At 45.1% G+C, this 16,334-nt stretch carries 14 protein-coding genes; 4 read left to right on the forward strand and 10 right to left on the reverse strand.

Translation table 11 applies throughout. From position 1 onward, the window contains the following. The first annotated feature begins 52 nt into the window (after positions 1–52). Positions 53–2,239, forward strand: coding sequence for an OsmC domain/YcaO domain-containing protein (locus ACO05V_RS18475; RefSeq protein ID WP_421855018.1), 2,187 nt, complete (start codon positions 53–55; stop codon positions 2,237–2,239). A gap of 181 nt (positions 2,240–2,420) precedes the next feature. Here the strand turns inward: ACO05V_RS18475 and ACO05V_RS18480 are convergent, their stop codons facing one another. Beyond that, complete coding sequence (locus ACO05V_RS18480) at positions 2,421–3,290, reverse strand: LysR substrate-binding domain-containing protein (protein WP_421857021.1); 870 nt, start codon at positions 3,288–3,290, stop codon at positions 2,421–2,423. Positions 3,291–3,508: 218 nt separating this feature from the next. Between ACO05V_RS18480 and ACO05V_RS18485 the strand changes: the two genes are divergently transcribed. Then, positions 3,509–4,516, forward strand: coding sequence for an NADP-dependent oxidoreductase (locus tag ACO05V_RS18485; protein WP_421855021.1), 1,008 nt, complete (start codon positions 3,509–3,511; stop codon positions 4,514–4,516). Positions 4,517–4,846: 330 nt separating this feature from the next. Further along, positions 4,847–6,031, forward strand: a complete 1,185-nt coding sequence (locus ACO05V_RS18490; RefSeq protein ID WP_421855024.1) for a murein transglycosylase domain-containing protein — start codon at positions 4,847–4,849, stop codon at positions 6,029–6,031. Positions 6,032–6,193: 162 nt separating this feature from the next. On the opposite strand, the gene ACO05V_RS18495 is transcribed toward ACO05V_RS18490, so the two are convergent. Continuing rightward, positions 6,194–6,766: a TetR/AcrR family transcriptional regulator gene (locus ACO05V_RS18495; protein WP_421855027.1), complete on the reverse strand. Its 573-nt coding sequence runs from the start codon at positions 6,764–6,766 to the stop codon at positions 6,194–6,196. Between the two features lie 87 nt (positions 6,767–6,853). Between ACO05V_RS18495 and ACO05V_RS18500 the strand changes: the two genes are divergently transcribed. Further along, positions 6,854–7,399, forward strand: coding sequence for a dihydrofolate reductase family protein (locus ACO05V_RS18500; protein ID WP_421855030.1), 546 nt, complete (start codon positions 6,854–6,856; stop codon positions 7,397–7,399). 87 nt (positions 7,400–7,486) lie between these two features. On the opposite strand, the gene ACO05V_RS18505 is transcribed toward ACO05V_RS18500, so the two are convergent. From ACO05V_RS18505 to ACO05V_RS18540, 8 genes are all read right to left on the reverse strand, one after another. Continuing rightward, positions 7,487–8,272: a cobalamin biosynthesis protein gene (locus ACO05V_RS18505; protein ID WP_421855033.1), complete on the reverse strand. Its 786-nt coding sequence runs from the start codon at positions 8,270–8,272 to the stop codon at positions 7,487–7,489. Further along, positions 8,269–9,009, reverse strand: a complete 741-nt coding sequence (gene cobI, locus ACO05V_RS18510) for a precorrin-2 C(20)-methyltransferase (RefSeq protein ID WP_421855036.1) — start codon at positions 9,007–9,009, stop codon at positions 8,269–8,271. The genes ACO05V_RS18505 and cobI overlap by 4 nt, the downstream gene beginning before the upstream one ends. Continuing rightward, positions 9,006–10,367, reverse strand: coding sequence for a precorrin-6y C5,15-methyltransferase (decarboxylating) subunit CbiE (gene cbiE, locus ACO05V_RS18515; RefSeq protein ID WP_421855039.1), 1,362 nt, complete (start codon positions 10,365–10,367; stop codon positions 9,006–9,008). The genes cobI and cbiE overlap by 4 nt, the downstream gene beginning before the upstream one ends. Before the next feature lie 84 nt (positions 10,368–10,451). Continuing rightward, positions 10,452–11,117, reverse strand: a complete 666-nt coding sequence (locus ACO05V_RS18520; RefSeq protein ID WP_421855042.1) for a precorrin-8X methylmutase — start codon at positions 11,115–11,117, stop codon at positions 10,452–10,454. Then, a complete protein-coding gene (locus ACO05V_RS18525) occupies positions 11,114–11,902 on the reverse strand; it encodes a precorrin-6A/cobalt-precorrin-6A reductase (protein ID WP_421855045.1) in 789 nt (262 codons plus the stop codon). Before ACO05V_RS18525 ends, ACO05V_RS18520 begins: the two co-directional genes overlap by 4 nt. Then, on the reverse strand, positions 11,899–13,035 hold the full coding sequence (locus ACO05V_RS18530) for a cobalt-precorrin-5B (C(1))-methyltransferase (protein WP_421855048.1): 1,137 nt from the start codon (positions 13,033–13,035) through the stop codon (positions 11,899–11,901). Before ACO05V_RS18530 ends, ACO05V_RS18525 begins: the two co-directional genes overlap by 4 nt. Before the next feature lie 4 nt (positions 13,036–13,039). Beyond that, positions 13,040–14,371, reverse strand: coding sequence for a cobyrinate a,c-diamide synthase (locus ACO05V_RS18535; protein WP_421855051.1), 1,332 nt, complete (start codon positions 14,369–14,371; stop codon positions 13,040–13,042). Beyond that, entirely contained in the window at positions 14,368–16,161 is a 1,794-nt protein-coding gene (locus tag ACO05V_RS18540) for an ATP-binding protein (RefSeq protein WP_421855054.1), read from the reverse strand. Before ACO05V_RS18540 ends, ACO05V_RS18535 begins: the two co-directional genes overlap by 4 nt. Positions 16,162–16,334 lie beyond the last annotated feature (173 nt).

Here is a 16,334-nt window from a genome sequence, read left to right on the forward strand (position 1 = left end):
GATGAAAGGTTTTGGTAGAGCAACTCGCATACAAAAGTGGAAACCCAATTCAATGGAAATCAAAGTTAATTTTCTCGACAATCTGAGACTTGAAGCCAAGTTTGACGATTTTACTGTTATCACCGATCAACCAATCCGCTACAAAGGTGATGGTTCTGCACCAAGTCCATTTGATTACTTTTTAGCTTCTTCTGCTTTGTGTGCGGCGTATTTTGTCAAGGTCTACTGCAAGGCTCGTGATATCTCAACGGACAACATCCGTTTGTCGCAGAACAACATTGTTGATCCAGAAGATCGCTACAATCAGATTTTCCAGATTCAAGTTGAATTACCTGACGACATGTCAGACAAAGATCGCGAAGGCATTTTGCGTTCTATTGATCGTTGTACTGTTAAAAAAGTGGTACAAACAGGGCCGGAATTTAAGATTGAAACCGTTGAAAACCTAGATGCTGATGCTAACGCCATGTTGATGGGTCAACTTGATGGTGCGACGAACACAGTGATTCTTGGTAAAGACTTACCGCTAGAACAAACCATTGCCAACATGACGGCCATGCTAGCGGACCTTGGCATGAAGATTGAGATCTCCTCATGGCGCAACATAGTACCGAACGTTTGGTCTTTGCATATTCGTGACGCAGCGTCGCCTATGTGTTTCACCAACGGTAAAGGCGCATCCAAAGAAAGCGCGCTGTGTTCCGCTCTTGGTGAGTTTATCGAACGCTTGAACAACAACTTTTTCTACAATGATCAATTTTTTGGTACTGAAATCGCCAACAGCGAGTTCGTGCATTACCCCAATGAAAAATGGTTTGCGTTAACCGAAGACGATTCCTTACCAGAAGGCATCTTAGATGATTACTGTCTGGAGATTTATAACCCAGACGATGAGCTGTTTGGTTCACACTTGATCGATACTAATTCGGGCAATAAAGCACGTGGTATCTGTACGATTCCTTATACCCGCAAATCCGATGGTGAAACGGTTTACTTTCCATCTAACCTGATCGAAAACTTGTTCTTAAGCAACGGCATGAGCGCGGGCAATAACCAGCAAGAAGCGCAAGTGCAATGTTTGTCGGAAATTCTAGAGCGTGCCGTTAAGCGCCAAATCATCGAAGATGAAATTGTCTTGCCAGATGTGCCTATGGAAGTATTGGAAAAATACCCAAGCATCCTTGCTGGCATCAAGGCATTGGAAGAACAAGGTTTTCCTATCGTAGTAAAAGACGCCTCTCTTGGCGGTCAATTCCCCGTAATGAACGTCACATTAATGAATCCGAAAACCGGCGGTGTATTTGCTTCTTTTGGTGCGCATCCAAGTCTTGAAGTGGCGTTAGAGCGCAGCTTAACCGAGCTGATGCAAGGCCGTAGCTTCGAAGGTTTAAACGATGTGCCAAAGCCGACTTTCAACAGCATGGCGGTCACAGAGCCAGAAAACTTTGTTGAGCACTTTATTGATTCAACCGGTGTGATCTCTTGGCGTTTCTTCAGCAATAAACACGACTACGACTTCTGCGAGTGGGATTTTTCAGGCACCAGTGAAGAAGAAGCCAACGCTATGTTCGGCATCTTGGAAGAGCTAGGCAAAGAAGTGTATGTGGCCGAATTAACCGATTTAGGCGCATCGGCTTGCCGTATTCTGGTACCGGATTATTCTGAAGTCTATCCAGTAGAAGACTTGGTCTGGGACAACACCAATAAGGCGTTGGATTATCGTGAAGATATCTTGAACCTACATTCTTTAAGCGATAAGCAACTGACCAATCTAGTGAATCGTTTAGAAGACAGCCAGCTTGATAACTACAAAGACATTCCTACCTTGATTGGTATTGTATTTGATGAAAATACCGTCTGGGGTCAGCTGACCATCATGGAACTGAAAATCTTAATCTATTTAGCCCTTGGTGCTCACGAAGAGGCGTTAGAACTAGTCGGTGAATTCCTACAGTTTAACGACAATACCGCCAAACGCGGTTTGTTCTATCAAGCCATGAACTGTGTATTGGAAGTAACACTAGACGAAGAGTTAGAACTGGACGACTTTATCCATAATTTCAGCCGTATGTTTGGTAAAGACGTCATTGAAAACGTCGTTGGCTCAGTCACCGGCGATGTACGTTTTTATGGCCTAACCAAAACCAGCATGCAACTTGAAGGTATCGAGCCGCATTTACGCTTGATCGAAAGCTATAAAAAACTGCATCAAGCACGTAAAGCCAACGCAGCCAAATAATCTCGTCAACTTAATGAGTTAAATGGACTTAACTCATTAATCACAATTTAAATTGTTGGATGAATGCTTAAAAAACCAGTGTAATGAACCACCACGCCCCAAGGGGCGAGGTATCGGTGTTTCATTGGATTAACACCCGAAGAGATTAAAGTACATGCCTAAATTCAGACAGCAGCTTCTTTTATGTTTGTAAATGTTGAAGCAAAAAATCCACACACAACTTCACTTTAGGAATTTGATATTTAGAACCTTGATACAAAATAAAAATACCAGAATCTGGACGATCAGTGATATTAACCGGAAAATCTGTCTCTACTTCGACCAGGTTACCAGACGCAATAAAATGATCGACCGACCAGCTAGGGGCAAGTACCAAACCTCTGTCTGCCAACACAGAATTCAAAAGCGTTTGTGCGTTATTACAAATCAAGACCGGATTTAAAGGGATTTTTTCCCAATGACCATACTTTTTTACCCACCAAGGCATCACACCACTTGCTACTCGATATTGTAATGTTGGACAGTGCTCTAAATCCTCGAAGGACAACACCTCTTTATTGTTCAATAACTGAAGCGTTCGCAACAATTTAGGGGAAGCAACCAGTTTAAAACGGTTATCGCTTAATTGCTTAGCCACCACTCGCTCATCGGGAGCAAATCCAGCTCGAACAGCAATATCTATAGGATCTTTACCCAGCACGGTTAAATTATCTGAATAATCCAAATCAAAGGTAATTAATGGGTATTCTTGTTGAAATGTTTCTAACAAAGGCGAGAGTATTTGTTCACCGTAACTCGGCAAGGCACTGATTTTAATGATGCCTTCTGGTGTGCCCATGCGTTGCATCATCAACTCGTCGGCTTCATCAAGCTTTTGTAGCCCTTCGGCGATCATTTGATAATAGAGCGAACCCAATTCAGTGAGCTCAACAATACGCGTTGATCTTTTTAGCAACTCCAATCCTAACGAGTCTTCAAGGTCTTTAATACGCCTCGAAATCGACGAAGACGGTACCGAAAACTCTTGTGCAGTTTGGCTAAGCTTTTTAATTCAGCCACACGCTTGAAGTAACTTAATGCTCTCAATTTATCCATAATAATGAAGAATACCGAATGATAAGCGCTAAATTGTCAGCCATTATTGTCTTAAAGACAATATTGATTTGCTAATCAACCTATTTTTCTCGTCACGGATTCGCTCTAACATTCCTCTCAATGAAGCGGCAACTATGCCCAAGCAATTTCAACAGATCACAAGAGGAATAACTCATGAAAGCATTAGTAATGACAAAATACGGCGATGTAAATAACAGCTTGGCCTTTCAAGAAATCGCAAAACCACAAATCAACGCTGACCAGGTTCTAATTAAAGTCCATGCAGCAAGTATTAACCCCGTCGACTATCGAATATTACGTGGTGATGCAAAAGCTCTCATGAAACTTAATTTCCCAGCCGGTATTGGTCGTGATGTCAGCGGCGTTGTCGAAGCGGTTGGTGACAATGTCACCACATTTGCTGTCGGCGATGAGATATTTTCTCGGGTTGACGAGCCGCTTGCTGGCACGCTTGCTGAATACGTGATTTCTAACGCAATTGATTCCGTCAAAAAGCCAGCGAATCTAAGCCATGAAGAAGCGGCCAGCATTCCCTTGGTTGGCATCACCGCCTATCAGTCACTGATTGAAGTGGCAAAATTAAAAGCCGGTGAAAAAGTCCTTATTCATGCTGGTTCTGGCGGTGTTGGTACGCTGGCCATTCAACTGGCTAAAAGCATCGGCGCATTTGTTGCTACAACGACAAGTACCGCCAATGTCAAACTAGTAACAAAGCTAGGCGCTGACCAAGTTATCGATTATAAGAAAAGTAATTATTTAGACCAAATAAAAGACTTCGACGTCGTATTCGATACCTTGGGTGGCGAGTACTGTTTGGACGCATTCAAAGTCATTAAAAAAGGCGGACGGGTTATATCCGTCGCGGGGGAATTTGATGCACAAATTACCAAGGAGCTCGGACTAAATTGCCTTATTCGTGGACTATTGGCATTAAAAGCGCGAAAAGTTGTTAAAGCGGCTGAGCAAAAACAAGCAACTTATCGTTTTGTCATGATGGCAGCAAATGGAAAACAACTGGCAGCCTTAGCAGATTTATTTGAAAGCAAGGTCATGACACCTGTTATCGACTCCGTTTATGACTTCGATGACAGTATTGAAGCACTTAATCATTTAGTCAAAGGACGCGCCAAAGGCAAAATCATCGTTAAGATTGCCGACTAACGCCACGGATAATAATCAACACGATAACAGCCTCAGAGTTAAGCCCGCCCATTGGGTTTATCTCTGTCTATTCTAATACAGCAATTTAATAGGTTTTTTTTGCTGGAATTGGCGGGATAAAGATTCTTTCGGTTAAAGCAAAAACAATAATCTTTTTTGAACTCCAGTCATCCTTTAAAACACAAAACACGCCCATTTGACCCAATCAATTTGAAAAACAATGCACTCACGAACTGTGTTCAACTCGAAAATGTGATCTAATTTCATTTCACCGCTATTTTTTTAAACTGCAACTTTGCGATGCCACTGATTTATATGAGTAATATTTCGATGTTCAAAAACACTATCCGCCAATCTTCCTTTGTATCCATTGGCTTTTTGTTACTGACATTAAGTGGTTGCGAATCCATTCCTTTATCTTTCGATTCTTCCGATTCGGTAAAACAATTATCAAAACAGATAAAAGAAGCCGACAACATTGAAGATGTAAAAGCCATCGCCAAACAAGCCAAGGTTACTAGGGACTTAGTAAGAGCAGATATTAAAGCGATTCAAGCACTATATGCAGAGCTTGACCAAAAAGTGAATAAAAAATGGGGCAAAGGTAATAGCGAACTCCCCGAGAAGAAAAAGTACGTAAAATACACCAACGACTACCAAGCAAGAACCATTGTCGATTTTGATAAAGGCACAGTGCGTGTCGAAACGCTAACCACAAACTCGCCTCTCGACACCTTAAAACAAGCCGTAACCACCACGTTACTCACTACCGCCGATCCAACCAAAACCGATATTTTTTCTAGCGACGCACCAGATACAGAAGGCGTACCTTTTTTGTATCCACAAGTCATGGATCATGATGGCAAGTTAGTACAATATCGTTGGCGCGCAGAGCGCTACTCTAATTATCTTGTATCAAACAAACTAAAAAAATCCAGCTCGAACGGCAAAACGGTCTATGCAGTTGAATTCAACCTTGTTGCACAGCACGAACACCTGCGCCAAGAAAAATATAGCCAATATGTGATCGCCGCGGCTAAACGCTACAACTTATCTCCAGCCCTGATCTACGGCATTATTGAAACCGAGAGTTCTTTTAACCCTTACGCCGTCAGCCCAGCGAACGCTTATGGCTTGATGCAAGTCGTACCAGCCACCGCTGGTAAAGACGTTTATAACCTAGTGAAGAAAAAACCTGGCGAGCCAAGCAAAGAAGTGCTTTTCTCTCCAGAAAATAACATCGATATTGGTAGTGCTTACCTACATATTTTACAGACCCGTTATCTCGTAAAAGTCAGCAACAAAGTCAGCCAAGAATATTCAATGATTTCTGCATACAACGGCGGCACTGGTAACGTATTAAAAACATTTGATAAAGACAGAACACGTGCGATGAACAAGATAAACCAAACATCCACGAGCAATGTGTATAAGAAACTAAGATACGACCACCCAAGAACCGAATCTCAAAATTACCTAGAGAAAGTCACCAAAGCGAAAAAGAACTATGAATAATGATGATGATTTCAAAATCAATTCACTAAGAATGATTGATAATTCTCCACTAATTAAGACTGGACCTTGGTTTAGTTTTCGATTGTTTGGATCACAATAAAGAACCATTCTGCTCCGATTATTTAACGCACTAAACAAATCATCTTTGCAATCTAAGCACTATTATAATTTTTGGGTTGCACGCTCTAGCGAATTAAAAACTAACGACAAAGATCCATCCATTCTATCTACATTTAACAAACGGCCATCATGACAACAGCTCTTAGCAAAGGCGAAGCCATGTAAATAATCAACTAGCAAACCTAACCCATCTTCCTGCGTTTTATTATCCAGTATTAAAGGTGAAATAATTTTATAGTAACGGTCATTAAATACTTGAGCTGGTCCATAAGAAGACATAGTTAATATTGTTTCTAATAAACCATTATATTCCATCAAAAGCTCAACATAGCTCATACTCAGTCGCTTCAAATCCTCTCGCCATGGAGTATTTTCTTGAGGAAGATAGATCTCGTCAACCAGTGACGTAGTCAGCGCTTCTAGCAAAGCATTCTTGTTCGCGTAGTAATAGTAGATCGCCATAGGATCAATCTCCAACTCACTGGCTAATAATCGGATACTTGGCGCCTTACCATTCCTTTTCATCAATTTTTTGGCCACTGCTAAAATGCTATCAGCATTTAACTGCTGTTGTTTCTTGCTAGGTCGACCACGCTTCTTCTCATTGACAGTCACTACATTATTCCTCTAAACTCATTTATTCTACATTGTAGAATAATTTTATAAACCTTTTCAACACAACAATAGATAGGAAATATTTCCATGGCTAACATTGTCTTTATTGCCTGCAGTTTAGATGGCTTCATAGCAGATAAACAAGGAAAGCTCGACTGGCTAGATTCTGTATCTAACCCTGACAATATCGATACCGGCTTTTTATCTATCATGGAACGAATTGATGGGCTAATAATGGGACGTAACACTCTTGATACCATAATAAGTTTTGAGTATGAGTGGCCTTATAATAAACCTGTATTCGTTTTGAGTAGCACGATGACAGAGGTACCTAAAGGCTTTGAAGACAAAGTTTTCCTTGTCAAAGGAGAGCTAAAAGCGATTGTTGCAGAACTAAAGGGAAAAGGAATAGACAACCTATACATTGATGGCGGAAAAACCATCCAAAGCTTTCTCAAAGAAGACCTAATAGACGAAATTATCATCACTCAATTCCCTATACTATTAGGTGGCGGCACGCCCCTATTCGGCATGTTAAAACAACCACTCAAATTCACATTAACAGAAAGTAAAATAATGCTAAATGAACTGCTACAAACATCCTATCAACGCGAAAGAGCAATCATGCCATAACGCTTCCTTTAAGCGACATTATTGCGATCAAACCTAGTGGCTTGTCACTTTTTGTCGCACAATACCTACTAATGGCGAAACCCTATATTACCGACAAAACCCTCGCGCCACCGCACAGGTCGCTTTGGCGTTTTTGATTTTATTCAAAACAAGTTCTGGTTCTGTGCCAGTTTCGTTTTGAGCAGCTTTTTTTACAGCCAAGAGCGCGGCGGATTCCGCGACGCCATAAACGCCGACGGTGTTTAATATGTAATCGGATTTGGTACTTAGAAGAGATTCCATTGGGGAGAGTTGTTGGGCGCTGTAGGTGTTGAAGTCCCAGTGGTATTTTGCGGCGAGAGCGATGAGGTTTGTTTCATCGGCCTTGATGTCGATGCTGTTTAGAGAGTGAATATCGTTTGGGGTTAAGCCTTTTTGATTAAGCGCATCAAGCATCAGGTTTTCAAGGAACTCCAGTGGGCAGTTGCGTTCGCAGCCCATTCCCAAGGTGTAAATAGGATTCAGGTAAGGTTTCGCCGTGGTCATCACCAGCTGTGCACCAATGGATTTTGCCACTTGAGCGCCCCACTCGTTCGCACCACCTTCATGACCAGACAAAAGCGGAATGACAAACTTACCCTCTTCGTCCAATACCAATACTGGCGGATCTTGAAACTTGTCTTGCAGCACTGGTGCGAGAGTTCGCATAACGATGCCAGTGGCGCAGATGAACACCAGCCAATCACCGTTTTTAAACGCCGTTTGCACGAACTCGGCAAAGGGTTTTGGCTTGTAGTCCACTACCGCATCGGGCCATTGATTCTGCTGTCCTTTAGACAATAACTTTTTAGCCAGACTTTCGCCTGCTGGCGTTAACGCGATAAAGCGTATCACCGCGTGCCTCGCTCACTTTTGGTCACCACAAACAAGGAAAAATACGGCCCAGCTTTGTCTTCCAAAGTCGACACATCGCGCACAATGCGTTCGTTTTCACGACCAATGTATTCAAGGTATTTCGCGTCTTGCATACGATTAGTTTTACGCAGCGCCATGAGAATACGCGGACGCGCACGCCCTGCTTTCATGATGACAACGCTATCGTGTTGCTCTAATGCCATATCTATTTGCTGTGCGGTATGACGACCACTCACCACAGCGAAGGATTCTTTCAATACGGTTAACGGATGATTCAAGGCAGACGATGCCGCGTTAATTGACGACACTCCAGGCACTACTTGGCATTGGAAATCGCCTTCTAAACGCTCTAATAAATAAGCGAAAGAGCCGAAGAATAACGGGTCGCCTTCACACAAGAAAACCACGTCTTTGCCTTGTGATAATTCATTAGCAATGGCTTTTGCGCCATTGTCATAGGCTTCATTAGCCAATGATCGATCTGTGGACATCGGCATCACAATAGCAATTTCGTTTTGCGCATGAGTCACGCCAGCAAAGGCTTCGCTGGCGATGTTTTTCGCTTGGGAACCACCTTCGTCGTTGGCAAGATAACTCACCACGCTGGCGCGCTGAATCAAACGCAAGGCTTTTAAGGTGATCAATTCTGGATCCCCTGGCCCAACGCCAACACCAATGAATCGGCCTGTTTTTTGTGAGGTTTCCGAGGCACTCATTGTGCGTTTTCCTTATGATTTGTATTGATAGCCGATGTTGAGGCCGTATATTTTCTAAAATGATAAAGCGTCACAGGCAAACTAGGACGAAATAATCGCTGTCCTGCCAATCGCTCGCCTTTGGCAATCGACACCTGCAAACTCTGTTCGTCGGCATCTTGTGCTTCATCACGCTGTTGGGCAAATTGCATGACCTGACACTTGGTTTCTTCGGTGACCGCGCTAACCATCAAGCTACCGCCAGCGGGTAATAGCTCCCAAACCTGCGTCATCAAGGCATTTAATTCGCCATCACTGCCGCCAATGAAAACTTTATTGGGTTTGCCATTATATTTCTTGCTGTCGGCAAGCAAATCCACCAGCACCTCTGGTGCACGACCAGCCACAATAGATAAATTCTGCATGACGCCAAAACCTTCTTGGTTGGCTGTTAAACAGGCTAATCTATCTGGATGATGTTCAATGGCAATAATCTGGCTGCGTGGATGCCAATAGGCCATTTCTACACTCACACCACCACAGCCAGCGCCAATATCCCAAACCGTGTCACCTTGCTGAATGTCCATGTAAGACAAAATCGCCAAACGCACTTCTCGCTTGGTAATCATGCCTTTGCCATCTCCCTTGTCCGTAACAAAAGCCGTATCAGGGATACCCACTGAGCTTGGATAAAAAGAGGCTTGCTGGCTGGTTTTCAAGACAACCACATTAAGCGGATCAAATTCTAATTCGGTTTCGAACTCATCCCCGTCAGTAAATGACTCCGCAATAAAAGCACTTACCTTTTCTTGCGGATAACCCAAGGCTTCGCAAACGGTAATCTCGCTTTGATCCAGTCCTGCTTGCACGCATTCTTCGGCAATATGTTTCGGTTGGCTGTATTGATCGGTCAGTAACACCAAGGTTTTATTCGATTGTAAATGACGACGCAAAGACGCCAATGGACGACCGTGCAAGCTCACCACTTGTACGTCTTGCAAGGACAAACCAAGACGATGACACGCCATTTGAATGCTGGAAACATTCGGATGAAACTTTAGATTTTCAAACGAAAAAGTGCGCATTAACCAAGCGCCAATGCCGTAATACAAAGGATCGCCAGACGCCAAAACCACCACTTTTTTCGCGCCTTCGGATTGCCAATTGATAAAGGCTTCTTTCAACATGCTGAGTTTGGGCAGATCTTCACGACGAGCCAGATGGGCATAGTGCGCAATAGTTTCATGCTGACGCGGAGTACCTAAGACAACATCATGCGCCGACAAGCTCGTCAAAACCGCTTGTGCCGCCTCATCCAGATGCGCTACTTGATTAACGCCCAAACCGATTACATGGATTGGCATTTGTGTGTGTTTCATAAACCTACTTCCATTCAATGCCATTAAATTAAGCTAGGTGGATTAACAAAAATAAAAAACGGATACCAAGGCTCATGGAATGCATTAATAATACTCGCCAATATTACAGCGCAACAAAGCATTACAGCTGGCCGATGTCACGGCGCTGCCCCCCATTCGACCTAGCAAGGTGATGCATTCAATACCCAGTTTCTCGTGAGCTTCCCACAGCGCGTCTTTCGATTCCGCCGCGCCGACAAAGCCCACCGGCATACCAATAATCAAAGCGGGTTTAGGGGCACCTTGTTCTATCATTTCCAATAAACGAAACAAGGCGGTTGGCGCATTACCAATTAATACCACGCTGCCAACCAGAGCTTCTTGCCATAAACTCAGCGCCGCCATAGAACGGGTTTCGCCCTTGCTTTTGGCCAACTCTGCGGTACGAGGGTCATTCAAAAAGCACAAGGGTTCCTGCGTTATCATGCGTTTGGTTACGCCTTGCTTAACCATTTCTACGTCGCACAAAATCGCGCCATTGTTGGCTAATGCCTCGCGACCCGCTTGGGTAGCATTGGCACTAAAGCGTACTTGTTCAGCCACATCTGGCAAGCCTAAACTGTGCACCACGCGCATCACTACTTGCTGCTGATCTTGGCTCAAGCCAGACAAATCAGTTAGCTCGCGGATTTGTCGAAAGCTGTCTTGCTCAATGGCTTGAGGGTTGTTTTCGTATTTTCTTTCGTATTGAGAGTCGTTCGAAAAAGTCACTGTTGGCTGTCTTTTGGTTGATTCTTACTATGGATACAAGTCTTACCCCAAGCCGCTATACAAGCTTGCAAGCAATCTTCAGTATCATGAAATTCACGTTCGGCCGCTGGCAACAATGGCCGAGCATGCAATAAAACGGGAACAGATAACTCTCTGGCGGCGACAAGTTTTGAATAGGTCGCCATACCGCCGCTGTTTTTACTAACGATCACATCAATGCCGTGATCCACTAACAATTGACGCTCGTCGTCCAAAGCAAACGGCCCAATGGCTTTTATCCAATGGACCTTGTCAGAGAGAGCAAACTTGGGTGCCACAGCGGTTCGCCATACAACACGCTCAATGCTTGGCAATTGTAAAATACCTTTTAATAACGCTTCGCTCATCTGCCCAGCACTTAATAGCGGCACACGGAAGCCATTAAGCTTAGCCAGTAAATCGCCGTCGTCTTGGTAATCCTGCCACTGATCCCCCGCTTCTTGTTGCCATGCAGGACGATGAAAACGCCAGCAGGCAATGCCCACTTCTTTGGCTGCAATAACGGCTTTGCTGCTCATGGTTTGGGCATAAGGATGAGTCACATCCAAAATCGCGCCAATTTTATGGTCTTTTAAATACCGAGCCAAACCACCAAATTGAGTGAAACCGCCCACCACCAGCTGGCAGTCTACTTTTGGTACACGAACCAACCCCGCCAAACTGTAGATGACGGTTAAACCCTCTTGATGTAACGAGTCAGCCAAGCGCCGAGCATCGGCTGTACCGCCCAATAATAAAATTTTCATGGCTCGTCTCGCTTTCTCATATCCGCATCCAACGCCTTACCGACAAATTGTCCTTTGCGATCAATCGCCCAGACTTCTAACTCTATGTGAGCTGGAATGTACTGTCGTGCAAAATCTAAAGCTTGCTGGCAAATGGCATCAGCCAGTGGCAAACCTTCCGACATGGCAAACGACAAGGCTTCCACGCTGGTATTGGCGTTTGTCATGCGCTCTTGCAGATCAGCATTGGCACCTAAACTAGCGGCCAGTTTTGCTAAAGCGCCAAGGTCGATGCTAGACGCTCGACTATTTAAATCCATATGATGCTGAGCAAGCTTGCTGATCTTACCAAAGCCTCCACAAATACTGAGTGTCTGTAATTGGGTAGAGTCGGCTTGCTCGACTTTTTTAATGTGTTTCAACACAGCACCAACAAAGTCGCCCATTTCGATCAAGGCCATATCATCCAGTTGATAATGGCTTTTTATGGCGTCTTCGCTGGCGTTGCCTGTAGTGGCAGCAATGTGGGTCAAGCCATTCGCCCGAGCCACATCGATACCTTGATGGATAGACGCGATGTAAGCCGAACAAGAAAAAGGACGCACAATGCCCGTTGTGCCGAGAACCGAGAGTCCGCCCATAATCCCCAAACGCGGATTCATGGTTTTTTGTGCGATTTGCTCGCCATTAACCACGCCGACAGACACATCAAAACCACCAAAATATTGATAAGTCTGCGCAAAGCCCTCTAAATGTTCTGTCATCATTTTTCGTGGCACTGGGTTAATCGCAGGCTCACCAACATCAAGCAGCAAACCTGTTCGCGTCACAGTGCCAACCCCTTGCGCTGCATGGAAACGCACACCTTGCTCTGGCGACAATCTCAATTCCACAAACAAGGTAGCGCCATGAGTCGCGTCTGGGTCGTCCCCAGCGTCTTTGATAGTGGCGGTTTTGATGCCACCGTCTATTTCTTGGTATTCAGTGATAGGCAAATCGACCACTTTGCCTTTGGGTAAAGTGACACTCACGCTTGAATCTTGTTTTTGGGCAAAAAGTGCTTGTGCCGCGGCGACGCAACAGGCTGTCGCGCATGTACCTGTGGTTAAACCAGTACGCAGTGGCGCGGGCGATTCAGCACTTTCGGGCCACATTCTTTTAGTTTCCTTTTCCTAAAAAAATCTTCGCGGTGACAGCAAGATTCGAAGGAAAAAATAAGTGCAAATAACTGGCGGTTAAGCCTTTCTGCTGATAAATCGCTTCGCCCGGTGCGGGATGTCGTTGACGACGGCCATAGCCGACAGGTTCAGGCGTGTTAGCACTGCGAGATCGATGGTGAGCGTGACCACGAATTTCGCCTTGTGGAATTACCGCGGTTTGCATACCTTGGCAGCCACGTTTGCCGCGCATCGCACCTTGGCCTTCCAAAATCCCCACCATGGGATAACATTTATCTTCTAAGTCGGTTAGATCATCCAAGCTATAAAGCATGCCTCCACACTCTGCCAAAATGCCTTTGCCAGTCTGGTAAAAATCTTTGATCGCTTGGCGCATCGCTGTGTTTTCTGACAAGGCTTTGCTGTGTAGCTCTGGATAGCCGCCCGGCAACCAAAGTGCATCGGCCTCGGGCAAGGTTTGATCCTTCAAGGGCGAGAAAAACACCAGATTCGCCCCTAAGCTTTTTAGCGCAATCAGGTTGGCATCGTAGATAAAACTGAACGCAGCATCTCTAGCAACCGCAATGGTTTTACCCAACAAGCTTTGCTCGATGGTTTGTTCAGCGTCTAATTGGTTTGCAGGGTAAAAAGCAACGGCTGAAGGTAATTCCAGTAAGCCCGTATCTTGGGTTTCTTTGAGCCATTCCACAGCGGCTTCGAAACGAATTTCTAGTTCATCTTTCACTTCATCTGCTTGCACCAAGCCCAAGTGGCGCTCTGGCAAGGTAATCTCTTCATCACGCTTTAACGTTGCGAGCAAAGGCAAGCTTGCAGGTAGAGCATCGCGGATCAATTCTGCATGGCGTTCGCTGCCACATCGGTTGGCAATCAATCCGGCAACTTGCACGTCATCACGGAAATTCGCCAAGCCAGTCGCTACTGCGGCGGCGGTTTGCGCCATGCCTTTGACATCCATAACAATCGCCATAGGAATACCAAATCGGGCTGCCAAATCAGCACTGGAGGGTTCACCATCAAACATGCCCATAGCGCCTTCTACCAAAATTAAATCTGCTTCTTGTGCAGCTTGGTAGAGTTTGTCTTGGCAATAATTTTCGCCCGCCATCCAGATATCAAGTTGTTCAACGGGCTGTTTGGATGCTTGCGCTAGAATTTGTGGATCAAGGTAGTCTGGACCCGTTTTAAACACGCGAACCACCTTGCCTTGATTGGTAAAATAACGTGCTAAGGCCGCAGTAATGGTGGTTTTACCCTGATTCGACGCGGGCGCCGTCAAAAATAACGCCGGACAATGAACAACGGAAATGGTCATAAAGCAGTCTCTACAAGCGAATTCAATAAAACATATTGTGCACCCAAATGCTGGGCAATATCCTGACCTCGGCCACGCTTAACCGGCGCATTTTCAGTATCGATCAATACCGTGTTGCCTAGTAAAACAAGATCCGACACATCCGCTTGAGTGCGTCCGTCAGTCAGTATGTAAGTTTGGCTGTGTAAGCCAGTCGTTGCCTTGTGTTGGTTCGCCAAATACTGGCTGGCGTTTTCCATGGCAATACGAAAAGGCGTACCGCCGCCGGCGCCTAAATCGTTTAATAAGTCGGAGATTTCCTTTGGTGCGCGAACTTTTGGCAAAATCGACGACACGCTATCTTGTCCAAAGCCTAAAATAGCAATCTGTTCTCGAGCTAAATACGCACGGTTGGCAATGTCTAAAATCACCCCTTTGGCTTGGGCAAAAACGCCTTGGCTCAAGGTTGACGCCGAGGTATCTAACAACACCAAATGCAAAACGGATTGACCGGTTTTCGCTGGCTTATGAGTGAGGTTTTTCGGTGGCCATTCTTGTGGCTGACTAACGATGCTGCGAAACCAATCAATGCCATCCGCTGATTGAAGATCAACAGATGACGCAACATCAGGACGATAACCGCCCAGTTGCTTGCCTTTGCGCTTTCCCGGCGTCACCTCATCAATACGAGTGTGAGCTGAATGTCTTTCGGTCGACTCATCATGAATAGCGACATTAATCGGTGCGCTGCTAGCAAGTACTTGTGGCGGCATACCGCCCCATTCACTTGAATCATTTTGCTCATTCGTCTGATTGTCTTGAGAGCTTTCTTGATCTTGTGGCTGATTACCTTTGTTTTGTGAAGGCGAAGATGAACGCGAACTATCAGGACGACGAGATGGCGGTGGGTTTGGTGGCTGTGACTGGTTCTGAGCTTTAGCTTGGCGCCTATGTGCCAATACTAAATCTTCCACCGTTTGAATATCGTCCAAAGCAACGACTTTTGCGCCACGCCACGCAGCATGTGTCATCGCCGCTCGAATCCAAACGATGTCACCACGCACGCCATCGATGTTTGCTAACTGGCAGCGAGTCGCCACTTCTAAACGTAATTCATCAGAACAACGCACTTGTGCCAAGGCTTGTCTTGCTAAACGAATGCTATTTTTAAGATTTCGTTGTTTGTATTTAAAGGCATCGCAAAATGCTTGAGAGTCTTGATCGTATTCGTCTCGCAGACGGACAATCTGTACGCGCTCTTCAAGACTATATTGATTAATCAACTCCACCATGAGGCCAAAGCGATCTTTTAATTGTGGACGCAATTCACCTTCGTCTGGATTCATGGTGCCAACCAATAAAAAACGCGCGGCGTGTTCATGGCTTATGCCATCACGCTCAACACGATTCACACCGCTGGCGGACACATCTAAAAGTTGGTCAACTAAATGGTCTGCCAATAAATTTACTTCATCCACATACAAGACGCCGCCATGGGCTTTACTCAATAAGCCGGGCTTAAAAGCGACTTGCTTGTCTTGCAAAACGTGCTCTAAATCCAACGCACCAAGCAACCGATCTTCGCTGGTACCAAGAGGTAGAGTGGCAAAAGGAACAGATTCTTCACCCTGTAACGCTGGCATGACGCCAGACAAACCACGCGCTAAAGTAGACTTTGCCGATCCACGCGGACCGCTGATCAAGACACCACCAATTTGCGGATTAATCGCACATAAAATCAACGCCAACTTAAGCGGCTCTTGCCCCGCCACGGCGGTAAAAGGAAAGTCACTAGAGGCTAAACGGGTCATTGAACTACCTGTTGCGGTTCGTTAAGGTCAAAAGGAAAACATAAGCCGTCTATTGTAAGCGTTTTCTCTATGATTTGTCTTGTTTGACCTTAACTAGGCAGCAGATTCCTGTCAAACCGAAAGCTTTCAGCATGGCTTGAACGAAACGCATGACTGTGGAGAAACGGTGCGGG

The sequence above is a fragment of the Marinomonas sp. genome, assembly GCF_965225885.1.
Lineage (GTDB): Bacteria > Pseudomonadota > Gammaproteobacteria > Pseudomonadales > Marinomonadaceae > Marinomonas.